We start from the raw sequence: 22,130 nt of genomic DNA on the forward strand, positions 1-22,130 counted from the left end.
ACACTGTGCAGCAGTCTTCATACGGCAAAATCGAAAGCTCGTACGTATCGATTTGGCGAGAAATATCCACGATGTCTACCTTGTCCATGGCGACGAGCGGTCGCAGGATTGGAATTGAAATCACCTTGTTGATCGTGTCCATGCTTTCCAAAGTTTGCGATGCGACTTGACCGAGGCTTTCTCCTGTTGCGAGTGCCTTGGCATTGGTATTTTCCGCAACACGCTCCGAAATGCGCATCATGAAGCGACGCATGATGGTGATCAAATAGTCTTCTGGACATTTTTCACGAATGGCGGTCTGAATCTCGGTAAACGGTACGACGTGGAGACGAACAGTTCCTCCCCATTTCGTCAGCTTATGAGCCAAATCACGTACTTTTTGCAAAGCGCGCTCGCTCGTAAACGGATAGCTGTGGAAGTGGATCGCTTCAAGCGTCACACCACGCTTCAGCATCATCCAACCTGCTACGGGACTGTCGATACCCCCAGATAGAAGCAGCAGTACTTTTCCGCTCACCCCAACTGGCAAGCCACCAGGTCCCTGGATGGTTTCACAGCTAAGGTAAGTACCCTCTGTGCGAATTTCTACATTCACGATGGTGTCCGGCTCATGCAAGTCTACACTGATAGCTGGCAGTGCGCGCAGGATATGCGTTGCTACCATTCGATTGACTTCCATAGAAGGAATCGGATAGCGTTTATCAGCCCGGCGGGAAACCACGCGGAACGTACGCGGCTGTGGATTTAATTGACGGACCATCTCCAGTGCTTTTTCCTTGATTGTTTCAATATCAGGATCTACCTGGATCGTCGGACTAAAGGAAGAAATACCAAAAACGCGCTTCAAACGCTCCATAACCGCATAGGCGTCCTCGCCATGCAGCTCCACATACATCCGGCCGTAATTGCGTCGAACTTTTACTTTAAAAAACGAGCGCAGTACGTTTCTCACACTCTTTACAAGGGCTTCTTCGAATTGATCCCGGTTTTTCCCTTTAAGCGCCAACTCACCATAACGAATTAAAATAACATCGTAGTTCATGTTTATCTCCTTTTAGTTGTCCACACTATTTTCTATGAGCGGGGGCAGGTTGTTGTTTGATATAAGTACGAAGCACACTGACGCATTCCTCTAGTGCCTTCAAAAACTGCTGAATGTCCTCCGCTGTATTTTCTCGGCCCAGACTAATCCTCAGAGACGACAGCGCGCAATCCCGCTCGATGCCAATCGCAGTCAGAACTCTGCTCGGCTCATTGACTTTGGATGAGCACGCCGACTTGGTGGATATCAGAAAGCCTTTTTCCTCCAAAGCATGCAACAGGACTTCCGCTTTTACTCCTGGTACTGACAAATTCATAATATGGGGAGCCGTATTCGCTTCCGGGGTATTCACAATGCAACCTTCAATCGTTGCAATCCCTTCACGAAGCTGTTGATTCAATTTTTGCAGCCTGATCATTTCGACGCTACCCAGTTCTTCTAAAATCCGGATTGCTTTTGCCATACCGGCGATGGCCGGGAGGTTTTCCGTTCCTGAGCGAACACCACCTTCTTGACCGCCACCCATCATCAATGGGTGAATGATCAAGCCTTCTCGTTTATACAAAATGCCGACTCCTCTAGGACCGTAAAACTTGTGCGCAGAGACACTCAACAGATCAATCCCTGAATCCTTGATGCGCAAAGGAACTTTCCCAATTCCTTGGACAGCATCGACGTGAAACAGGACTTTCGGGAATTGCTTCAACCATTGTCCGATTTCCAAGATCGGTTGAATGGTTCCCAACTCGTTGTTCACATGCATGACCGAAACGAGAATCGTATCCGGACGCATTGCCTTTTGAACAGCTTCTACCGACACGCGACCTTCACGATCTACCGGCAAATACGTCACAGCAAATCCCAGACCTTCCAACTGCTTGCAAACATCATAAACAGCCGGATGCTCTACCTGCGTCGTAATAATATGTTTCCCTCTGTTTTGATATTGAAAGGCTACGCCCTTGATCGCCGTATTATTGCTCTCCGTACCACCTGAAGTAAAAATAACTTCACTTTCTTTACAGCCTAAGTACTGAGCGGCAACCTTTCGCGCCTGCTTCAGTACATTTTCCGCCTCTACGCCTTTTTGATGCAAAGAAGACGGGTTTCCATAGTAGCTTTCCATCGCGCGTCTAACGGTTTCAATCACTTGAGGATGAGGCCGGGTAGTCGCACTGTTGTCCAAGTAAATCACCAGTACACACCTTCCTAAGGGCAAAAGGCCCGAATACTACGCTTCATCATAACATGACTTTTCGTAAAGAACATACAAAGTATTACACTTCCCGGCCTTATTTTTCCCAGAGTGCCTTGCTCTCAAAAGACCAAATCAGACAATCTGAACAACCGTTCACAGACTATTCACGGATAAAGCGCTTACATCCAGATATAGGCTATTTACATTGTTTTGGCCTTTCGTTAGAATAGTCAATAAATTTAGATAAAAAACAACAACAAGGAGAGAACCACCATGACAGCACAAGCTATGCAAGAAGAAATCAAGAAGATGGAAGCCGAATTGAAAAGACTACAAGCAGAACTTACGAAGATGAACAAGAATACCCCTCAATACGACCGCACGGAAGTCGCATACCTAAATGAGGTGTACAACGCGTGACACTTATTCGAATTCGATAGCGTGGTGACGGCATGTAGGATTGGCCGTGACCACGCTATTTTTTGTAAAAAAACCGCTCCTGTCGGTTGCGACGGAACGGTTTTGGATTTGCTGTTATTTTAAAGGGATCTCCCCCAAATACGCACCAGAAAAAACTTCAGTTGCCGGGCCCGTCATATAGACGCGGTTATCCGCTTCCTTCCATTCAATAAAGAGATCGCCTCCTGCCAGGTGGACAGTGACCTTTCTACCTGTCTTCCCGCTCAAGTGGGCAGCTACTGCAGCAGCGCAAGCTCCCGTCCCACAGGCAAGCGTTACACCTGATCCCCTCTCCCATACACGGAAAAGAATTTCCTCGTGATTCAATATTTGGATAAATTCGACGTTGGTTCGCTCTGGAAACCATTCGTGATACTCGATCAATGGTCCGTAGTGACGAACATCTTCTTCCTTCACTTCATCCACGAAAAGGATGGCATGGGGATTGCCCATCGAAACAGCCGTCATCGTAAACGCCGTTCCACCGACCTCGATTACCTCTTCTCGCACTTGCTCCTCAGGAATGCCAGTCATCGGAATTGCTGCTCGCTCAAAATGAGGCTCCCCCATATCGATCGTTACTTGATCGACCTTACCATCTGCTCCTAGCGATACGACAGGAGTGACGGTCCCTCCCAACGTCTCCACGGTAAACGTTGTTTGTTCCGTCAAACCGTGATCGTATACGTACTTGCTTACACAGCGCAAGCCGTTTCCGCAGTTTTTTGCTTCGCTGCCATCATTGTTAAAGACCCGCATGCGAAAATCAGCTCGCTCCGATGGCATAATGAGGATCAGTCCATCGCCCCCAATCCCAAAATTCCGATCACTCACCCTTCTAGCCAATTCGGGTAAATCTACACGCGACAAGTCTTCCTCAAAACAGTTGACGTAAACGTAATCATTCCCCAAGCCATGCAGCTTTGTAAATTTCATCGTCCACTCCTCTTTCTCTTTCGTATGCTGGGTCTGACTCTTATCTATGCCTATTATCTTAACACAACCTAGAGAATCGCGGTCGAATCAAAAGGTGGTATACTACCACTAGCATCGATGATGGAAAGAGGTGGAACAAGCCGTTGGATTACCATATTTTCCGCTATGCACTCGGAACGAAAAATGAAGCTAAGCGTCTCGCTGTGCAAAAAGCAACCGGAACGGAGCCTTTCTGCATATCCGTCCCCTCGGGCGTATCGGCTCAGCCGATGAGTGAAGAAGAGACGATTACAGGAGCGATCAATCGAGCAAAAGCTGCACGTAGTCAAACCCCTGAAGCAGACATTGGGCTAGGCTTGGAAGGCGGACTTATGTACGATGAGCGTTTTACAAAGCAGTGGTATTTGATTTCCATCTGCGCAGCCTGGAATGGAAGTGAGCTATTTATTGGTAAGGGGTTGGCTTTTCCTATCCCGAATCAAGCCGTTCACCGAATCCAGCAGGAGCAAATTGAGCTCAGTACCATCATTGATGAATGGGGGAAAACCGTTGGCAGTAATCATCGTGGCGGCGCCTATTCCCTTTTAACGGATAATCGCGTACGTCGTTCCGATGTGTTTTGTGACGCCGTGATCGCAGCCATTACGCCTTTTGTTTCCTCTTTGTACAAATAGCAGTAGCGCAGCATAAAAACCCTCTCCGGCTTTGAACGAACTGGAGAGGGTTTGCGGTTTGATGCTTTTAGCGAGCCGTATAATACGGGTAGATGACTAATGCGCCCAAAATGGCAACAGCACCTATGATCATCGCCCAAACTCCCAGCGTCTTCGAGTTGCGTCGATACGCCAGATAGCCAAGCACCATACCAATTGGAGCCACCAAGTACGGCATGAGAAACAGGGACAGGATCGATAAGCCCAAGCCAGTCATCCCGATACCGCTGGCCCCTTTTTCCCGGTTATCCTCGTCTGTGTCGATCTCACTGGCAGCACGACTGGTCGGAAACGGCTCGGCGATTTCTGCCGCCGCCTCGATGTCGTCATCTCTGACTTTGGCAACCGGTGAACGGTCTTCTTTTGTCAAAACAACGCCATCCAAGCGCTCCGAAAAGTCCTTTCTCTCCTCATCCAGCTCGCCTGTATAGCGCTCTGTCAAAGAGTGGGGGTCGTAGTGAACCCTGCGCCTAGACCGATTTTCCTCTTCGTCAAAGACGGCCTGTGTCCAAGTATTCGCTGCAAACTCCCTGTCGTGCTGATCAACCGTCTCGGAAAAACCGGTGTCTTCCTTCCGCTTCGCATCATTACGTTCATGTCGATCCAACATAGCATGCTCAGCCCCTTTTTTGGTAAAGGATTAATTAAGTGAAGGAAGTAGCCTTATTGTCTGCCTACGTTGTACAATTTAAACGGGAGGCGAGAGAATGAAACCAGACAAAATCCTAACCATTGGCATTGATATTGACGGTACAGTCACATCACCTAGCAGTATTGTTCCGTTGATGAATGAGAGCTTTGGAAGAGATTTACGATATGAAGATTGTGTAGAGTACAATTTAGCCAACGTGTATCAAATCACGGACGCAGAGTTTGAAATGTGGCTGGATCAAAATGGGGAGCGCCTTTATGATGGTGCGCCTGTTCATGGAATTGCCGATCAGGTTTTGCGCGATTGGTTTTCCTCCCACAAGCTGGTATATATAAGTGCTCGTGAGGATCGTCACCGCGATGTGACCTTACAATGGTTTGCTCGCTACAATATCCCTCATCATGAAGTGGATTTGATTGGGAGCCACGACAAGCTGTCAGCTGCACGCAAGTGGGGTGTGGATCTCTTTTTGGAGGATCGTCTGGAGAACGCTTTGCAATTGTCAGAAGCACTGCAAATTCCGGTGTTCTTGTTTGACACTCCGTATAACCAAGCTTCCCTACCTCCGCTCGTCCATCGAGTCACTTCTTGGGAAGAAGTTGCCCAAAAAGTCAACGAGCTTTTTCCGGCTAAGACAAGCGTATAGGTTGAATAGCAAAAAGACGTATCACCATTAAGGGATACGTCCTTTTTGCGCCGAAGCCGCGTTATTTCTTTTCGGATGTCCTCGGCTTAAACGTCAGACAACAGGTCTCAGACGAAGTGGAAGCCTGATCCTTATGCTGCGTATTTTGACCATACTCACCTGCAAACTCTTCTTTCAAGTTAACAGTTGCGTGTGCGTCAATCTCCACCATGATTTCTTCGGCGCTGCAAAGATTGCCCTTCGCCCAGTACTCACAGTTTGCAACAGAACATTTTACTGCTGGCATGTGCATTCACCCCCTAGAGGCTAGCCTTCACATCAACTTAGGGGCTTATACTTTGCCATTTACAATGGAAACAAACTCTACAAGGAAAGAAGAGAATGACATGTCGACTGCCCGTATTGTCGTCATCACCGGAGCTTCTGGTGGCCTTGGTCTAGCTTTGACACGACTTCATTTGGAAAAAGGAGACTGTGTCATTGCCACAAGCCGGAAAACGATTACCCAGGAACTCGTTTCGTTACAAAAAGTTTATCCTGATCGTCTCCATCATTACCCGTTAGACGTCAGCAGCAACGATGACATTCGGCAGTTCGCTGCATGGGTGCACATCCGCTTCGAACGTTGCGATTTTCTTTACAACAATGCCGGGATGGCCGTCTTTGAACCACTGATCGAAATGCGCGTAGAGGAGCTGGAAGAAACACTGCGAACAAATATTTCCGGTGTTCTTTACACGACCCGTGCCTTTTTGCCGATGATGCTCCAACAAAAGCAAGGTCATATTATTACGGTTGCCTCCCTCGCTGGACAAGTCGCAACAGCCAAAGCTGCAGTATATGCAGCAAGCAAAGCAGCCGTCATCCGCTTTAGTGAAGGATTGCGCCACGAGCTGCAAGGCAGTGGTATCGCTGTAACGTGTGCGATGCCAGGGCCGATCGACACACCCTTTTTAGATAAGGCAGACAAAACGGGCAGCTATCGTAGCAAAGTGAATCGGTATTTGCTGACACCGGAACAAACGGCAAAGGCTATTTATCGAGCGGCGGAAGCAAAGCGTCCGGAGGTTGCCATGCCATTTCGTCTTCATGCGCTCTCCCGCATCTACTTCTTAATGCCTCAGTGGCTAAAACACCTCGTCTCACCGCTCCTCAACAGGAAGTGAAGAGGAATCCTCCAAGTTTTTCAATGCCCCGAATGCAAGGAGACCGAAAATGATACATACGGCTGCTCCGGCTCCAATGATCCCTTGAACGCCCAGAAAAGGTATGAGGAAGCCGGAGACAGCCGCTCCCGCCGGCATCCCTGTCCCCGTAATTGTGCGAACGCTGGTTAATACCCTCCCCAAGAGAGCATCGGGCACCTGCTTTTGCAGATAGCTTCTGTACATGATGTTATAGGGAGCAAAGCAAAAGCCCGCCACAGCTATCGAAGCCATTGCGATCTCCAGCCTCGAGAACAAAGCGATTGGCAATGTGGTCAATCCCCACGCCACAATAATTCCTGCCAGCGTCGACCCCAACGGAAGTTTCCATGTAACCGTCGAAAAAAAGAGTGAGCCTAGTAAAGCCCCAACTGCCAAAGAAGACCACAGCATCCCTAACGCAACAGACCCTCCTGCCAAATCCTGATTCGCATACAGGGGTAGTGCAATTTCAATGGGGCCATACGACATGTTAAACAAAAACGTAAAGAAAACAAGAATGATCAATTGCTTGCGTCCAAATATGTAGCGATACCCTGTTCGCATGTCACTCAAGAGAGAACGCAAGAACACTCCCATTTGACCTTTTGCAATCGCTGTCGGATTCGCACTTTTCGTAAGGTCACGCGGCAGCCGGGAGAAGCAGAATGCACATACGAAAAAGCTGGCCGCATCAATCAACAGAACATAAGCTTCCCCAATCAACCCGATTAAAACACCCGCGAGTGCCGGTCCAAACATATAAACAATTTGCCATTGCGTTTCCATCACGCCATTCGCTTTGACCAATTGATTTTTGTCCGAGACGATTCTCGGCAATAAAGTCTGTGCCCCAGCTGTGCTCAACGGAGAAAGGATTCCTGCAATCACAATTAGTATGTATATCACAAATAGTGGAACCTGATCGACCTGCAATAATGCGACCAACGCTATAAAAATAAGCCCTCGCGCCACATTGTCCATCATGATGAGCTTGCGTCGATCAAATCGATCCAGCAAAACTCCCGCTACTAAACCAGCAAAAACAGCAGGGAGCATATACGCAAGAACGACCCCACCCATTGCAGCAGGTGAGCCTGTTTTATTCATGACAAACCACGTCAATCCCATCCAGCCAAACTGATCCCCCAGACTAGATAAGAACATCCCCACCCAATACCAGCGAAATGAACGCTGCCGCCATAATTCCTTCATGCTGCATCTTCCTTTTTCTCTATTTTCCATTCATTGTATATTTAGATTAATACTTTTTCAACAATTATATTTATTAAATTAAAAAGTCTTATTTTGTATATAAAAGAACCTCTGCTCCAAATCAGCAGAGGAACCTCTCCTATGTCATCACTGAACGTCTGCGATCTTTTTGCAACTTACGACGGCTCCAAAGCCACAGAAGTCCTGCTGCTACCCCAAAGAAGCCAAGCCACACGGAGACAGCAGCACTGCCGACCTGCTCCGCACTGAATCCGAGAATCAAGCAGCTCGCAGAAAAGCTCCCCATGGTCGCCATTTCCCGAATGGAAAAAACGCGAGCCAAATAAGCAGGATCAGAGAGTCGTTGTAGCTTTGTCACAGACAATATCGATGAGCTAAACTGAGCCGTTGATGCAAACAGGATGGCGATCGCCAGTCCAAGTAGTGGTTTTGCATGAAACACGGCGATAATTGAGCATCCCATCGCTACGAGTGCCCATCCTTGGACACGCCATGTTGCTTTTTCACTCAGACTATCAGACAGCTTGTTCACAGCAATCCCAGCGATCACACCTCCGAGTCCCAACGGAATATCCAAGAGTCCGAATACATACAAGCCCTCTCCCCGCTCCGTAAGAACATAGTACATCAGCATAATGTAATAGGCGCCACACACCCGTTCCGCCATCTGATAACCGATGACACTGGCAATTTCCCGATGTTTGCCGATATAGCGGAAGCCCTCATTTAGCCTTTCCATAAAAGGTACAACCGCTTTCGAATCAACAGAATTGGCGATATGCGGGAGCGGCAGCAAGACGAACAGCGACAACAAATAACAGGCGGCATCGAGCAAAAAGTTGTAACGATAGGAGAACAAGTAAACCAGAACTGCTGCCATACCCTGACAAACAATAATGAGAAACGAAGTCGTCCCCTGTAAAAGGGAATTGGCAGCCAGTCTGTCCTTTTCCTCCACGGATTGTACGATCGCTACTTGCATGGCTGGTTGGAAAAAAGCACTGCAAATATTAACCAGGATCAATAACAAAAAAGCCACCCATAAGTAGGTCGCAGAAGTGATGAAGAAAAACAAACTGACGAGTATGCCCCGAAGCAGATTGACGACAATCATGACCCTCCGTTTATCCCAATTCTCCACAAGTGTCCCTGCGAAAAAGCTGGCAAATACATAGGGGATCATGCGAAACACAGTACCTGCCGCAAAGGAAAGACCCGATCCACTTAAATCATGTAATAGTCCAACGACCGCAATAAATGTAAATTCATTTCCGATGATGTGTACAATGTGGGCCGTATACAAACGGCGAAAGACGGGATGTTGTAAGATCGCCACAGGAATGCATCCTCTCACCGTTTTTAATATTGTAGCATTTGTCGAAAAATAGGCGCAATTCATTCTTGCGAAACGGATCGTTTTGTTGTTACAATACGTTCAAATAAAACTGAACGTCTAAAAAAATATCCACGTTCAGCGAAAGAGGTTGATCAACTTGAAACGATACATAGTTGTGGAAACTTTGGATCAATTAAAAGCTGTCAGCGATTCCTTGCGCCTACAGATCATCACGATGCTGGTCAAGGAGGAATACACAGGCAAGCAGCTCGCTACCCTTCTCTCCCTTTCTCCCTCTAAAGTGCATTATCACCTAAAGGAATTAGAAAGCCACGGCTTCGTTGAAGTCGTGCGTACGGAAGAAAAGAACGGGATCGTGCAAAAGTTTTATCGGGCTGTTGCTTACGACTTCAAAGTAAGTGATGATTTGCTGCCCTCCCTGCGCGAAGACAGTATCCTGTTGCAGGAAACGATGCTTAATCACCTGCGCTCCAGTATGAATCGCCTGTATAACGCACCAGACGAATCATTTATGCTCTTTTCGGATCAAGAGGATCGTCCTCCTGCAATTGCAGTTAACTCCGAAGTAAAAGCACCTCGGAAAGAAATATTTGCTTGGCTCAATAAATATAAGGCTTTACTTGAGGAGCTATCGGAAATGGAAGATCGTTACTTGGAGAGGATTGCTGCTGGAGAAGAGGAGGATACGGTTGAAAACTTTTACATGGTCACGGTCGGGTTCATGACGAATGAACGCTACTACGTCGCAGAAGACGATTCCTTACCTGATAACTATGAGCACCAACCATCTGAATTCAAGCATATCACTGGCAAGATTGTGGTGAAGAAAAAGAAGGAGGAGAATGGAGATGAGCACGCTGGCAACAAATAATTCCCTTTGGAAAAATGGATCGTTTGTCCGATTATGGTGGGGCACTTTCTTTTCGGCAATGGCTGACGGAGCTTTCTTCATCCTGCTCAACTGGTATATTGTGAATGCCCTGGGCTCAGGGGCAATCCTCGGCACGACTTTGATTTGTCTGTCCATCCCCCGTCTTCTCTTTATGCTGGCAGGCGGGGTGGCTGCTGATCGTTTGAATCGAAAATGGATTATGTTTTCCTCCCTTTTGGTTAGGGGAATTATTTTAGCCTGCTTCAGTTTGCTTATGCTTCAAGGAAATGGCGCCTGGTTCCCGGTGAGCCTGTACGTCTTGGCAGCTTTATTCGGAACAGTCGATGCATTTTTTTGGCCAGCACGCAGCTCGATTCTGCCCTCTCTAGTCTCTCGAGAACAACTTGCGCCAGCTAACAGCTTAATGGAACTATGCCATCAGATTAGCTTGGTTGCCGGACCCGTAGTTACTGCCTTATTAATTGGAACCGTTCGTTATCCGATCATGTTTATGATCTTGGCATGCACCTTCTTCGTAGGAACACTCTTTATTCTCTCTCTCCATTCACACTCATACATCAAAGACACGATTTCAGAGTCTACAACAGAACCAAGAGCAAGCTCCTATTTCAAAGATATCGTGGGAGGAATTCGTTATACGTATTCAATCCCGATCCTCGCTCTTATTTTAACAACATCACTTTTCACCAATATGATGTTCTCTGGCCCAGTTAACATGATCATTCCCATTCATGTGAATAACCTCGGATGGGACGGGAGTGCTTTTAGCTCACTTAGTACCTCACTTGGAGTGGGCATGATTGTCGGCGGTATTTTGACTGCATTGTTTAAAGGATTCCGTGAAAAATTCATGTTACTCCCTATCATTCTCGGATGCATGGGAGTCAGCATCAGCTCGTATTTTTTCATTGAGAAGCTTTCCTATGGACTTGTCTCTCATTTTCTCATCGGAATGGCACTCAGTATGACGAATATTCCGTTCATCACCTACATTCAAAGTATCGTCCCTGCCAACATGCTCGGTCGTGTCATGTCATTGCTTTCCCTGATGTCCGTCGGCTTCGGGCCTGTCAGCTATGCACTGTGCTCCTTTCTTCTCGCCAAAAACATCGCAACACCGGGGCTTCTATTGTTCTTTGGCGGTATCATATTTGCAAGTATCAGCCTTGGCCTGTTCTTTTTCCGCTCGTTTCGCCAAATGGAGCAGCATCCGAACTGGAAACGACCTATGGTAGAGGAGCAGCAACTTTCTGCCACCCTTTCATCGTAACGCCTCTCCTATATAAATAGAAAGAACGCGCACCACGCAAGCATGAGCTCTTGCAGGTACGCGTTTTGCTTTATTATACAGTTTGTTCTTTTTCGGCAAAGACCTTTATTAGCTGACGAGCGCCAAAGCCCATCCGCGTAACTACTCCTGCCTCATCTCGGACGAAGCGGATAAACGCATCCGTTTCTCCCCGCTTCATGACGAAGCTGTCTTCTCCCACTGAACGAAGTGGAATATTCGTTCCATTACTCTTGGCTACCAGCTCGTTCTCTTCGATTTCTACCGATACAGTCGCCCCTTCGGACGAATGGTACTCCCCTGTAAATGCAGCGAGTGCATCTACAGAAATTTCATAATCCGGATATTGGAACGGCACTGTATTCGGAGAGTGTCCATTAGTTGCGTTTAAAATGCCATGCATCAAATCGGCCATTGGCCCGCCATCTGTGTTCATCAGTACGGCTCCTGTCAGGCCCCGCTCCGGTAAAACAAAAATTTGTGCCGCAACTCCCTTGATCGCTCCACCATGCTCAATGAGTGTTCCATCATGGCAATTGGCTACAAACAATCCATAGCCGTATGCTTGAAACGGCGAAATCGAGAAATGAGGCGCCGTCATGGCCTGCACACTCTCAGGTGAGAGCAAGCGATTCTCGCCCACCATTCCACCCGTTCTAAAAATTTCCGTATAGCGCAATAGATCGTGAATGGTCGATTTCAGAAAGCCAGCGGCCCGCATCGATGGTGAATCCCACCAGGAAGGGGAACGGTATACCTCACCGCCATCCTTTGGGCTTTTTCGGGTGAATAGCGTAGCCACCTCTGCTTCCTCTGGCAAATCTTCGACGAGAAAAGCACTGTTCTTCATCCCGGCAGGCTCCAAAATATGGTCATGCACAAACTGCTCGTAAGATATTCCGCTTACTCGTTCAATAATCAGTCCGAGCATGGCGTAACTGTCGTTGGAGTAGCTAAATTCCGTTCCAGGCGCACCTAGAAACTCGTAATTCAGCTTGCCGATATAGGTCATGAATTCTTCCTTTGTATTGATCTCTTCCACTTTATCGAGATCAAAAGCAAGACCGGAGCTAGAGGACAGGTCATCCCCTCCCTCTACAATGCTTCTTTTCATTGCACCCGCTAATGTATCCAAAGGAGGAAAACCTGCGGTATGTGTCATCAAATGATGAATCGTGATCTCCCGGGTATAAGCTTCATTGGGTGTACGGAGCTCAGGGAGATACTTGATGACCGGATCATGAACGGATAACTTTCCTGCGTCCTGAAGCTGCATGATGGCTACACATGTAAAGGACTTGGTCACAGAACCGATGCCAAACACCGTATCAGCGGTTAATGCTCTTGCGTCTTCTGTGTTGTCTGCCAGACCGAAGCCATGGAAATACCTCAGCTCTCCTTGCTCTGCCAATCCGACTGCTGTTCCTGTTACTTTTGCCTCTGCAAGCAGCTTTTGCGCGTATTCCTCAAACGACTGTACCCAATCCGCCATGTTCCTTCTCCCCTTTTTCATTAAGCTTTGGTTTAAGGCCGGAAGTTTGCCGTGCGAATCACATAGTTGCCGATCGCCTTTTGGTTCAGGGTATAACCGATACCCGGGCTATCTGGAACTGCCAATTGACCGGGAGCCATCAGCTCTACACCATTCTCGACGATGTCTTCCTCCCAGTAACGGCTGGAGGCGGCTGTATCACCTGGGATCGTAAAATTCGGCAATGAAGTAATCGCAATGTTGTGCGCGCGGCCAACCCCCGACTCAATCATGCCTCCGCACCAAACCGGAATACCGTGTGCCTGGCACAAGTCGTGAATGCGCTTGGACTCTGTCAGTCCACCGACCCTCCCCACCTTGATATTAATAATGCCGCAACTGCCTAGCTCTATCGCTTTTCTGGCATCATCCACATTGTGAATACTTTCATCGAGGCAGATTGGTGTGGACAGCTCCCTTTGCAGCTTGGCATGATCAATAATATCGTCATGAGCGAGTGGCTGTTCGATCATCATCAGCCCATATTGATCCAGCTCCTTCATCACATCCAGATGCTCCATTGTGTAAGCGGAGTTCGCATCTGCCATCAACGGGACACCCTCGCCAAAGCGTTCGCGGATTGCTCGAACCACCTCTACGTCAAAGCCCGGCTTGATCTTTACCTTGATCTTCTTGTAGCCCTCACCGAGATGGCGCTCTACTTTTGCCAAAACTTGCTCGACAGTCGGTTCGATACCGATGCTGATCCCAACGTCGATGACAGATTTCTCGCCTCCTAATGCTTTGGCGAGAGAGATTCCTTTTTGTTTACTGTAGAGATCCCAGATTGCGCCTTCTAAAGCCGCCTTCGCCATGTTATTGCGGCGAATCGGGGCAAACAGCCGATCCACATCCTCAGGGGTCTCGATCTCATTCGTGAACAGCTTCGGTATCATAAACTTTTCCATCATGTGCCATGCTGTCTCTGTCGTTTCTTCACTATAATAAGGGGCCGACATCGCCACACTTTCCGCGTGCCCTACCTCTCCCTCTCCATACACGCTAACCAAAATGAGCTCCTTGATGGTCGTATATCCAAAGCTCGTTTCAAAACGGAAACGAAGTGGCATGTGTAGTTGCTGCAATTCAATTCGTTCGATTTTCAATGTACTTCATCCCTTCTGTTCCATATAAATGACATGCGACATAATGTTGCGGCGAAGCTAATGTAGCGACAGGACGCACTGTGCGGCAAATTTCCGTAGCATATGAGCACCTGGTATGGAACGCACACCCTACGGGAACATTCGCCGGTGAGGGAACATCCCCAGAAAGAACGATTCGCTCCTTCTTCCGAAACGGATTGGCTTTGGGAACTGCTGACATGAGCGCTTCTGTGTACGGATGTAACGGGCGCGTAAACAAATCCTTTTTGCTGGCGATTTCGACGATTCGTCCGAGATACATCACCGCAATTCTGTCACTGATGTGGCGAACGACACCTAGATCGTGTGAAATAAACAAATAGCTCAAACCTAGACGTTGCTGCAAATCCTGCAAAAGATTCACGATCTGCGCCTGAATGGAGACGTCAAGTGCTGAGACCGGCTCATCGGCTACGATTAATGAAGGTTCCACTGCCAGTGCGCGAGCGATCCCGATCCGCTGCCGCTGCCCACCGCTAAACTCATGAGGAAAGCGAGTAGCGTATTGAGCATTCAGCCCGACCATTTGAAGCAGTTCCCTTACTTGATCGCGCCTTTCTTTCGCCGACATCTGCGGATTTTTGACGCCTAACGCTTCCTCCAAAGCCCCTTGTACAGTCATTCGTGGATTTAACGACGCATACGGGTCCTGAAACACGATTTGCATTCGTTTGCGGAGTGGACGAAAACGTGCAGCCGACATCTCTGAAATGTTTTGCCCTTCAAATTCAATCGTTCCACTCGTCGGCTCAATGAGTCGCATGATACTGCGACCAGTCGTTGACTTGCCACAGCCGCTCTCTCCTACCAGCCCAAGTGTTTCTCCTTTTCGCAACTGGAAAGAAACCCCATCGACTGCCTTGATCACTTCGTCGCTATTGCGAAACAATCCTTTGCTAATGGGAAAATACGTCTTTAAATCGTTTACCGATAACAAGATATCACTCATACCGCCATCTCCTTGTTCTCGTACAGCCAGCATCGAACGGCCTGTGTGCCTGTGCCCGTTGCCATCAGCGGCGGTTTTTCTTGGTAACATCGCTCCTCGGCCTGCGAGCAGCGGAAGCGGAATGCACACCCTTGTGTCACTTCACCCAGCAGCGGGACACTGCCTTCAATCGGATCAAGGCGAAGCTTCTCCTCCTCATCCAGATCGGGGATGCAGCGTAAAAGCCCAATCGTATACGGATGCTTCGGATGCGAAAACAGACTGGCAACATCAGCTTCTTCTACGATCTCCCCGTAGTACATCACAAGCACACGATCAGCCATTTCAGCCACGACACCCAAGTCATGCGTAATGAGCAGCAGAGAGGTATGATCGTTTTCCTTCAAATCGTTCATCAGTTCCAAAATTTGCGCTTGAATGGTCACATCCAGCGCGGTGGTCGGCTCGTCCGCGATCAATAAATCGGGGTTGCAAGCCATCGCCATCGCAATCATGACACGCTGCTTCATCCCACCTGATAGCTGATGGGGATATTCCCGCATGATGTCTTCTGCCCTCGGCACGCCCACTTTTTTGAGCATCTCAATCGCTTTTGCTTGGCGTTCTTTTTTCGATAAATCGGTATGCAGCTGATACACTTCCTCTAGCTGTCGGCCAATCGTATGCACCGGATTGAGCGACGTCATCGGCTCCTGAAATATCATCGCGATATCTTTTCCGCGAATGTTGCGAAGTTCACCGGTACTCAACTGGTTCAATAAGATATCACGAAATCGGATGCTTCCCTCCATCTGTGCATTCGCCCGGGACAAGAGTCCCATAATCGCCAAGGACGTCACGCTTTTACCGCAGCCAGACTCGCCTACCAACGCTACCGTCTCACCTTTTTTCAGTTGAAAGGAAATGCCTTGCAGCGCTGGCAGCTCGCCCTTGTCCGTCTTAAACTGCAGGCGCAAATCCTTTACTTCCAAAAGTACCTCTTTCATCAGCTCGTGCCCCCCTTCATCCATTACCTCGTTTTCGGGTCGAATGCATCCCGTAATCCGTCACCTAACAGATTGAAGCCAAGGACAACCAGCATGATGGCCAATCCAGGAAAAATGGACATCCACCAGGCCTGACTCAAGAATGCCTTGCCGACAAAAACCATGGCTCCCCACTCAGGCATCGGCGGTTGCGCGCCCAGTCCGAGAAAACTCAAGGCCGCAGCTGCTAAAATACTCACACCGAATTGAATGGTGGAAAGCACGATGATTGGGGAGAGAATATTAGGTAAAACATGTTTCAGCAAAATCTGCCAGTCCCTGATCCCCAGAGCGCGAACAGCCTCAATATACTCTTTTTCCCTTATGGATAAGACCGCAGAGCGAACGACCCGCACATAGGATGGAATAACGGCAATGACTACCGCGATCATGGCATTCGTTAAACCTGGACCCAAGACCGCAATGACAGCAATCGCCAGAAGCAGTGCAGGAAGTGACATGAGAATATCCATGCCCTGCATGATAAACAGATCCACACGACGATAATAGCCAGCGATAATCCCGAGCGTAACTCCGATCAAGGTAGAAAGCACAACTGTTATCAAACCCATCAGCAAGGAAATTCGCCCCCCGTGCAACAGACGGGAAAAAATATCTCTGCCGAAATCATCCGTTCCGAGAAGATGAGTCAAATTCGGAGCGCTTAATCGGCTATTAAAGTTCATTTGTTCGACAGGATGAGGGGCAATGACTGGCGCAAGAAGCGATCCCAGTGTAAAGACGATCAAGATAACCACACCCGCCATTGCTGTCTTATTGCGCCTCAGGCGTTTGCCCATCCCTCCCCAATACGACTCCGGACGATTACTGTTCACCATCTATCCGCTCCTTCCTTAGTCGAAATGGATTCGCGGATCAATCCGGCTGTAAATCAGATCCACGATCAAATTGGTTAAGGCAAAAATCAACGCCATGAAAAACACCATGCCCTGTATGGTCGGCATATCCCGTTTACTGATCGCCTCAATCGCCAGACTGCCGATCCCTTGCAGAGAAAACACGGTTTCCACCACCACAGCTCCAGCCATGAGCGCACCGAACTGCAAGCCTAACATCGTGACAACAGGAATAATGGCATTCGGCAGACCATGGCTCAAAATGACTCGGAAAAGCGCGGCCCCTTTAGCCTCGGCTGTCCGCATGTAATCCTGCCTGATGACTTCCAGCATGCTGGAGCGGGTCATTCGGGCGATCATCCCCGCTTCCGCCAAACCTAACGTGATCGCTGGCAGCAACAGGGAGTGAATCCCCTCATAGCCGGAAATCGGAAACAAGGCCAGTTTGTAAGCAAAAATCCAGATGAGAAACAAGGCAATCCAGAAGCCGGGTGCCGAAATACCGAGTAACGAGGCAAGCACCACAAGCCGATCGATGATGGTGTTTTGCTTGACGGCAGCAATCGTGCCCAACAAGATACCGAATATTGCGGCAATGATTACACTAAGAATGGCAAGCTGCATGGTGATCGGGAAACGGTTCATAATCTGATCCCATACCTTTTCACCAGTGAATAACGATGTTCCCAAATCGCCAGCGAACAGGTTTCCGACAAACCGCAAGTACTGCTGCCACAGTGGTTGGTCAAGACCAAGCTTCGCTCTCATTTGACTGATAGCCTCTGGTGTCGCAAACTGTCCGAGTATTTGTGTTGCGGGATCGCCCGGAATGAGATGCACCATCAAGAAGATCAGGACGGATACGCCAAGCAGTGTACCCACCAGGGAAAGTAATCTTTTTATTACATATCGGCGCATGCCTTCACCTCCGTTGTCTATTTTTCGAGCGTGACATCATGCAACGTAATGCCTTGCGTGTACGGATTGACCGTAAAGCCTTTGACGCCGCGTGTGGCTATCACCGTCTCACTTACCCATAAAGGGACCCACGGCAAATCATTTACCAAAATCTCCTGTGCCTCTTCGTAAATCTTGAGACGCGACTGCTCATTCATTTCCAAACGTCCTTTATTCAGTAAAACATCCAACTCAGGGTTGTTGTAATGAGTACGGCTTGTTGAATTGCTCTTTTCAAAAATGAGGTACAAGATATCCGCATCAAACCAGCCGTAGTACATCAAAGCCATGTCATACGACTTTTTCGAAATACGCTCTTTGATGGTTGTCATTTCTTGCACGCTGATTTTCATATCAATACCCGCTTCTTTCAGCTGGCTCTGCAAAATCTGCACCGCTCGCTGAAATGCTGGCTCTTGAGAGACGAGCATTTCTACAGACAACGGTTTCCCGTCCTTATCTACGATGCCATCCCCATTACTGTCCGTCCAGCCTGCTTCCGCTAGCAACTGCCTGGCTTTGCCTAAATCTCTCGTATATAACTGCTTCGCCTTGCTTTCAATCGCTTCACTGTAGCCATAAATCGTGGGTGCCAAAGGACCATAGACCGGCTTGCCGAAGCCGTTCAACGCTACCTGAACAAGTGGATCGCGATCTACGGAGAGGGCTACTGCTTTGCGCAGACGGACATCTGAAAACAACGGGTGCTTATTATTCAATGCGATGTATTTGTTTCCAATGTCCATCACTTTCTCAATCTTGACTCCGGGCAGTGTCTCCAGCTCCGCAACCGAGTTCGGCGGCGCATCATACAACACATGGACCGTACCCTTTTTGAATTCCATCAGGCGTGTATCGTCGTCTTTCATAAACCGGAACATCATGCTGTCGAATTGCAGAGGACCTTTGTTGGCAGCGTACTCCGGTCCCCAGTTATAATCGGGATTTTTCTTGTAGGTGAGCGAAGCACCCCGCTCGCGTTTGTCAAAAATGATCGGTCCCGTTGCAGATGGGTTATCTGCGAAGCCATCCCCTAATTCTTTTGCCTTTTTGGCGTCAAGAGGCGAGACTAATCCACCGACAATGACGTTAACAAACGGAGCAAACGGTTGGCTAAAATGCACCTTGAGCGTATGTTCGTCTGTTGCTTCCACTTTTTCAATTGGACCTGCAAGCCCCTTCACAGGCGAAATGGCGAGCAAACGGTCAAAGGAATCTTTTACGGATGCTGCCGTCATTGGATCGCCAGAGTGATAGCGGACATCTTTGCGGAGGATGAATGTCCAAACCTTGCCGTCCTGCGAGATTTCGTACTTCTCTGCCAAACCCGGATGAAGTTTGCCTGTTGCATCACGGGTCAATAGAGGCTCGTATATTAAACTGTTTTCCATACTCAGCCAGCTCGTTTTGTGCATATCAAGCGAGTCTGGGTCCGTCAAGGAAGCGATGACTAATGTGTTCCCTTTGGCCGCCGTGTCATTCCCCGTTTGATTGGTCGGCTGTGAGGAGCAGCCTGCAATCAACGCCGTTGCCACAAATACACTCATGGCCCCTTGCTTCCACTTGTGAATTTTCATTTCCCGTCCCCCTTATCAATTGCCGTTACACTTCGGTCCCTTCCGCAAACGGGTATATTTGTCGACTTGTCTCTTCGTATTCTTTCAGTCTTTGTTGTACCTGTTCTCCATCAGCCTGAACCACACCACTGATCAAAATATTCAGCATGGAAAAGATCGCCGTCATTCCTTTTAAAGCAGTAGGAGCAGGTGCGCTGACTTTTAAAATTTGATCGGCTACCGGCCCAATAGGAGATAGCTCATCGTCTGTAATCCCGATGATTTTGGCGCCTCTCTCTTTGGCTGCTTTTGCAAACAGAATCGTTTCACTCGTATAGCGGGGGAAGGAGAGTGCGATCACGAGCCACTCCTGATTGATCTGGGTCAACAGATAGTTGACGTCATCAACTGGCCCATTGTACAGATGCGCGTTTCCTCTGACGACATTCAATGTAAAGGCGAGCCAATGGGCTGGAGCATAGGAGCTGCGAAACCCTACAACGAGAATGTGTTTGGCTGCCATAATACTTGAAACCGCTTGCAAAAGATGGTTCTTTTGCAATTCCCCTAACGTTTGCCGAATATACGCAACATCCTGTTCCATGTTATAAGAAATCAGGTCTTGTTTTCCCTTCATCTCAACAGCCGCTGTTCGAAAACTGTGGATGGCATCAGCTTTTGGGACTTTTTCCAATAAGGAGCTGCGAATCTCATTTTGCAATTCGCTGTACCCGGAGTAGGCGAGAGCATAGGATAGTCGGATGATTGTCGTTTCGCTTGTGCCGCTCAATGCCCCAACAACTTTGGCTGGTTGCAGTGCAACGGTCTTCGGCTCGGCGAGAATATATTTGGCTGCTAGTTTTTGTTGGTTGGTCAATTCCGGATAATGCTTGCGGATGCGCTCCTGTACGGATTCCATGATCATCTACTTCCTTGTCAATTGATGTAGGTTCCACTCTGTGGCTGGGTCTAATGGATAAATCGGACGAATGGCTCGCTCGTATTTGAAGAAGCGGAAGTTGAGCGTCGTCAATCCCGGCGAATCGACGGTAATAACGCGTGCGCTAATCGGTTCGAAGGATGCCCGGAAGTGTGTGCTTGATTTCAAGGCCACGATCTTGTATTTGGTCACATCAATTCCGTGCAACAGAAAAATTTGCTCATCCAGCACTTGCGATTTCACGGAGCAAACCAGTACATCAACCCCGTCAATTTGCAAACGAACGGACTTGCCAAAATTCTCATGGCCCCCTTGCCCCATCGGCGTTGTCGCAATGAATTTTCCATCTGTCAAAGCTTTGACGTAGGCTGTTACTTCAAGCGGTTCTCCATGCAAGTAGTCTGTCTTTCCACCCAGTGATAGTTGTATGGTAGCGCCTACTCCTGCCTGATGGGCAATCTGGACTACTTCGGGATCGTAAATAAAACCAAAGCATGCATTCGTCAGCTTGGCTTCCAGCATCGCCCGCAGCAAATGCGTTCCGTCTCCGGGTGTGCCTCCGCCAGGATTATCTGAGGTCTCATTGATTACGATGGGCATGCCTTCCGTTTGCAGTGCCATCGCAATTCCCTCGGCAGGCGTGGGCATGTTCAGCTCGAATTCATCCCGCTTTTCCCAAATCAGACTGGCGACATCCTCGCTCACTTTTTTGGCGAGCTCCTGATCGTTATTCGTAACGCTCAAAACGGAGACGCCCAACTCAGGAATGTCCGTGTACGGAAAACCGTGGAAGAATGCACAGTCGATGACGCCTTCTTCCTTTTCCCACGCCCAGCAGGCTTCGTTTATTTCACGTGCTGGGGAATGATGGGTAGCCGATGTAGGAATCAATAATGGCAGTCGGGTCAAATGCATGGTCGGCTTGATACCTTCTGTAACCATCTTATGCGCAAGGTCGATTGCTTCAATACCACGTTCATAGCAATCCACATGCGGGTAGAGGTGAACACCCAGGAGCGCATCGGCCTCATCCACCATTTTTTGTGTCATGTTTGCATGGAGGTCGAGCGTAACAATTAAGGGAATGTCATAACCGACCAACTGACGCACTGATGCCAGAATGTCGCCCTCCAGATCATCTATTCCTTCTACAACCCCCGCTCCGTGAAGCCCCAGACAAATGGCATCTGCACCTTCTGTCGCAGCAATTGTGTCAAGAAGCTCCTTTTTAATCCGGTCATACGCTTCTCGCACAATCGTCCCCGCTGGATACGTAAAGGTGAGAAAGGTCGGCAAAAGCTCGATGCCCAGCTCTTCGGCGCGATCCACCATCCCTCCAGGAAAGTTGCGAACGCCCCGATTGCGATTCACAATCGTTTCATGATAATCCCACTCATAGCTTTGAAACATCTCGAGCGTCGTGGGCACATTGGAAAACGTATTCGTTTCATGCGCAATCCCACCAATTATCACCTTCATTCTTAGACCCTCCATCCGCTTTTGAAGTATGAACTTTAATTTTTGAATTTTTTGAAGTTTAAACCTTTGTGGACATTATAAAGGTAAG

At 48.5% G+C, this 22,130-nt stretch carries 22 protein-coding genes (1 of these 22 only partly in view); 6 read left to right on the forward strand and 16 right to left on the reverse strand.

Annotation, left to right across the window (positions count from 1 at the left end):
- Nucleotides 1-1,042: the 5' portion of a tRNA uracil 4-sulfurtransferase ThiI gene (thiI, locus tag FO446_RS20045; RefSeq protein WP_173612347.1), read on the reverse strand. The gene continues 158 nt to the left of window position 1, outside the view; the window shows 1,042 of its 1,200 coding nt (coding positions 1-1,042); the start codon lies at nucleotides 1,040-1,042; its stop codon lies beyond the left edge, outside the window.
- A gap of 25 nt (nucleotides 1,043-1,067) precedes the next feature.
- Nucleotides 1,068-2,237, reverse strand: coding sequence for a cysteine desulfurase family protein (locus tag FO446_RS20050; RefSeq protein ID WP_237898908.1), 1,170 nt, complete (start codon nucleotides 2,235-2,237; stop codon nucleotides 1,068-1,070).
- A 276-nt stretch (nucleotides 2,238-2,513) separates the two neighbouring features.
- Between FO446_RS20050 and FO446_RS20055 the strand changes: the two genes are divergently transcribed.
- Nucleotides 2,514-2,660 carry a hypothetical protein gene (locus FO446_RS20055; RefSeq protein ID WP_162837761.1) on the forward strand — a complete coding sequence of 49 codons (147 nt, stop codon included), beginning with the start codon at nucleotides 2,514-2,516 and terminating at the stop codon, nucleotides 2,658-2,660.
- Nucleotides 2,661-2,774: 114 nt separating this feature from the next.
- On the opposite strand, the gene dapF is transcribed toward FO446_RS20055, so the two are convergent.
- Complete coding sequence (gene dapF, locus FO446_RS20060) at nucleotides 2,775-3,635, reverse strand: diaminopimelate epimerase (RefSeq protein WP_237898915.1); 861 nt, start codon at nucleotides 3,633-3,635, stop codon at nucleotides 2,775-2,777.
- A 143-nt stretch (nucleotides 3,636-3,778) separates the two neighbouring features.
- On the opposite strand from dapF, the gene FO446_RS20065 reads away from it, so the two are divergent.
- Complete coding sequence (locus FO446_RS20065; protein WP_173612350.1) at nucleotides 3,779-4,309, forward strand: DUF84 family protein; 531 nt, start codon at nucleotides 3,779-3,781, stop codon at nucleotides 4,307-4,309.
- A 67-nt stretch (nucleotides 4,310-4,376) separates the two neighbouring features.
- Here FO446_RS20065 and FO446_RS20070 read toward each other — a convergent pair whose 3' ends face one another.
- A complete protein-coding gene (locus tag FO446_RS20070) occupies nucleotides 4,377-4,958 on the reverse strand; it encodes a DUF1700 domain-containing protein (RefSeq protein ID WP_173612351.1) in 582 nt (193 codons plus the stop codon).
- 97 nt (nucleotides 4,959-5,055) lie between these two features.
- Here FO446_RS20070 and FO446_RS20075 point away from each other — a divergent pair, with 97 nt between their 5' ends.
- Nucleotides 5,056-5,646 (forward strand): 5' nucleotidase, NT5C type, encoded by a 591-nt coding sequence (locus FO446_RS20075; RefSeq protein WP_173612352.1) that lies wholly within the window; start codon nucleotides 5,056-5,058, stop codon nucleotides 5,644-5,646.
- Nucleotides 5,647-5,707: 61 nt separating this feature from the next.
- Here FO446_RS20075 and FO446_RS20080 read toward each other — a convergent pair whose 3' ends face one another.
- Entirely contained in the window at nucleotides 5,708-5,932 is a 225-nt protein-coding gene (locus FO446_RS20080) for a DUF1540 domain-containing protein (protein WP_173612353.1), read from the reverse strand.
- Nucleotides 5,933-6,032: 100 nt separating this feature from the next.
- Between FO446_RS20080 and FO446_RS20085 the strand changes: the two genes are divergently transcribed.
- Nucleotides 6,033-6,812 (forward strand): SDR family NAD(P)-dependent oxidoreductase, encoded by a 780-nt coding sequence (locus tag FO446_RS20085; RefSeq protein ID WP_237898920.1) that lies wholly within the window; start codon nucleotides 6,033-6,035, stop codon nucleotides 6,810-6,812.
- Here the strand turns inward: FO446_RS20085 and FO446_RS20090 are convergent.
- Nucleotides 6,789-8,045 carry an MFS transporter gene (locus FO446_RS20090; protein WP_232773856.1) on the reverse strand — a complete coding sequence of 419 codons (1,257 nt, stop codon included), beginning with the start codon at nucleotides 8,043-8,045 and terminating at the stop codon, nucleotides 6,789-6,791. The two genes, FO446_RS20085 and FO446_RS20090, sit on opposite strands and share 24 nt — an antisense overlap.
- 139 nt (nucleotides 8,046-8,184) lie before the next feature.
- The gene (locus FO446_RS20095; RefSeq protein ID WP_173612356.1) at nucleotides 8,185-9,402 is read right to left on the reverse strand and encodes an MFS transporter; all 1,218 of its coding nucleotides are present in this window, start codon (nucleotides 9,400-9,402) and stop codon (nucleotides 8,185-8,187) included.
- A 157-nt stretch (nucleotides 9,403-9,559) separates the two neighbouring features.
- On the opposite strand from FO446_RS20095, the gene FO446_RS20100 reads away from it, so the two are divergent.
- Both FO446_RS20100 and FO446_RS20105 read left to right on the forward strand, forming a co-directional pair.
- Nucleotides 9,560-10,294, forward strand: coding sequence for a transcriptional regulator (locus FO446_RS20100; protein WP_237898921.1), 735 nt, complete (start codon nucleotides 9,560-9,562; stop codon nucleotides 10,292-10,294).
- A complete protein-coding gene (locus tag FO446_RS20105; RefSeq protein ID WP_330873223.1) occupies nucleotides 10,266-11,585 on the forward strand; it encodes an MFS transporter in 1,320 nt (439 codons plus the stop codon). Before FO446_RS20100 ends, FO446_RS20105 begins: the two co-directional genes overlap by 29 nt.
- 73 nt (nucleotides 11,586-11,658) lie before the next feature.
- Here FO446_RS20105 and FO446_RS20110 read toward each other — a convergent pair whose 3' ends face one another.
- Genes FO446_RS20110 through FO446_RS20150 form a run of 9 tightly spaced genes read right to left on the reverse strand, consistent with a single transcriptional unit; the run spans nucleotide 11,659 to nucleotide 22,042 of the window.
- Nucleotides 11,659-13,095 carry a serine hydrolase domain-containing protein gene (locus FO446_RS20110; protein ID WP_232773853.1) on the reverse strand — a complete coding sequence of 479 codons (1,437 nt, stop codon included), beginning with the start codon at nucleotides 13,093-13,095 and terminating at the stop codon, nucleotides 11,659-11,661.
- Between the two features lie 32 nt (nucleotides 13,096-13,127).
- Entirely contained in the window at nucleotides 13,128-14,240 is a 1,113-nt protein-coding gene (gene menC / locus FO446_RS20115; RefSeq protein WP_173612360.1) for an o-succinylbenzoate synthase, read from the reverse strand.
- Nucleotides 14,221-15,228, reverse strand: a complete 1,008-nt coding sequence (locus FO446_RS20120) for an ABC transporter ATP-binding protein (RefSeq protein WP_237898923.1) — start codon at nucleotides 15,226-15,228, stop codon at nucleotides 14,221-14,223. The genes menC and FO446_RS20120 overlap by 20 nt, the downstream gene beginning before the upstream one ends.
- Nucleotides 15,225-16,214, reverse strand: coding sequence for an ABC transporter ATP-binding protein (locus tag FO446_RS20125; RefSeq protein ID WP_088908700.1), 990 nt, complete (start codon nucleotides 16,212-16,214; stop codon nucleotides 15,225-15,227). Before FO446_RS20125 ends, FO446_RS20120 begins: the two co-directional genes overlap by 4 nt.
- A gap of 23 nt (nucleotides 16,215-16,237) precedes the next feature.
- Nucleotides 16,238-17,092 (reverse strand): ABC transporter permease, encoded by an 855-nt coding sequence (locus FO446_RS20130; protein WP_173612362.1) that lies wholly within the window; start codon nucleotides 17,090-17,092, stop codon nucleotides 16,238-16,240.
- Nucleotides 17,093-17,107: 15 nt separating this feature from the next.
- Nucleotides 17,108-18,028, reverse strand: a complete 921-nt coding sequence (locus tag FO446_RS20135) for an ABC transporter permease (RefSeq protein WP_173612363.1) — start codon at nucleotides 18,026-18,028, stop codon at nucleotides 17,108-17,110.
- A gap of 17 nt (nucleotides 18,029-18,045) precedes the next feature.
- Complete coding sequence (locus FO446_RS20140) at nucleotides 18,046-19,644, reverse strand: ABC transporter substrate-binding protein (RefSeq protein WP_173612364.1); 1,599 nt, start codon at nucleotides 19,642-19,644, stop codon at nucleotides 18,046-18,048.
- Nucleotides 19,645-19,669: 25 nt separating this feature from the next.
- Nucleotides 19,670-20,548: a MurR/RpiR family transcriptional regulator gene (locus FO446_RS20145; RefSeq protein WP_173612365.1), complete on the reverse strand. Its 879-nt coding sequence runs from the start codon at nucleotides 20,546-20,548 to the stop codon at nucleotides 19,670-19,672.
- Nucleotides 20,549-22,042, reverse strand: coding sequence for a M81 family metallopeptidase (locus tag FO446_RS20150; protein ID WP_232773852.1), 1,494 nt, complete (start codon nucleotides 22,040-22,042; stop codon nucleotides 20,549-20,551). It abuts the gene before it with no gap.
- Nucleotides 22,043-22,130: the final 88 nt, after the last annotated feature.

The organism is Brevibacillus brevis (assembly GCF_022026395.1).
GTDB lineage: Bacteria > Bacillota > Bacilli > Brevibacillales > Brevibacillaceae > Brevibacillus.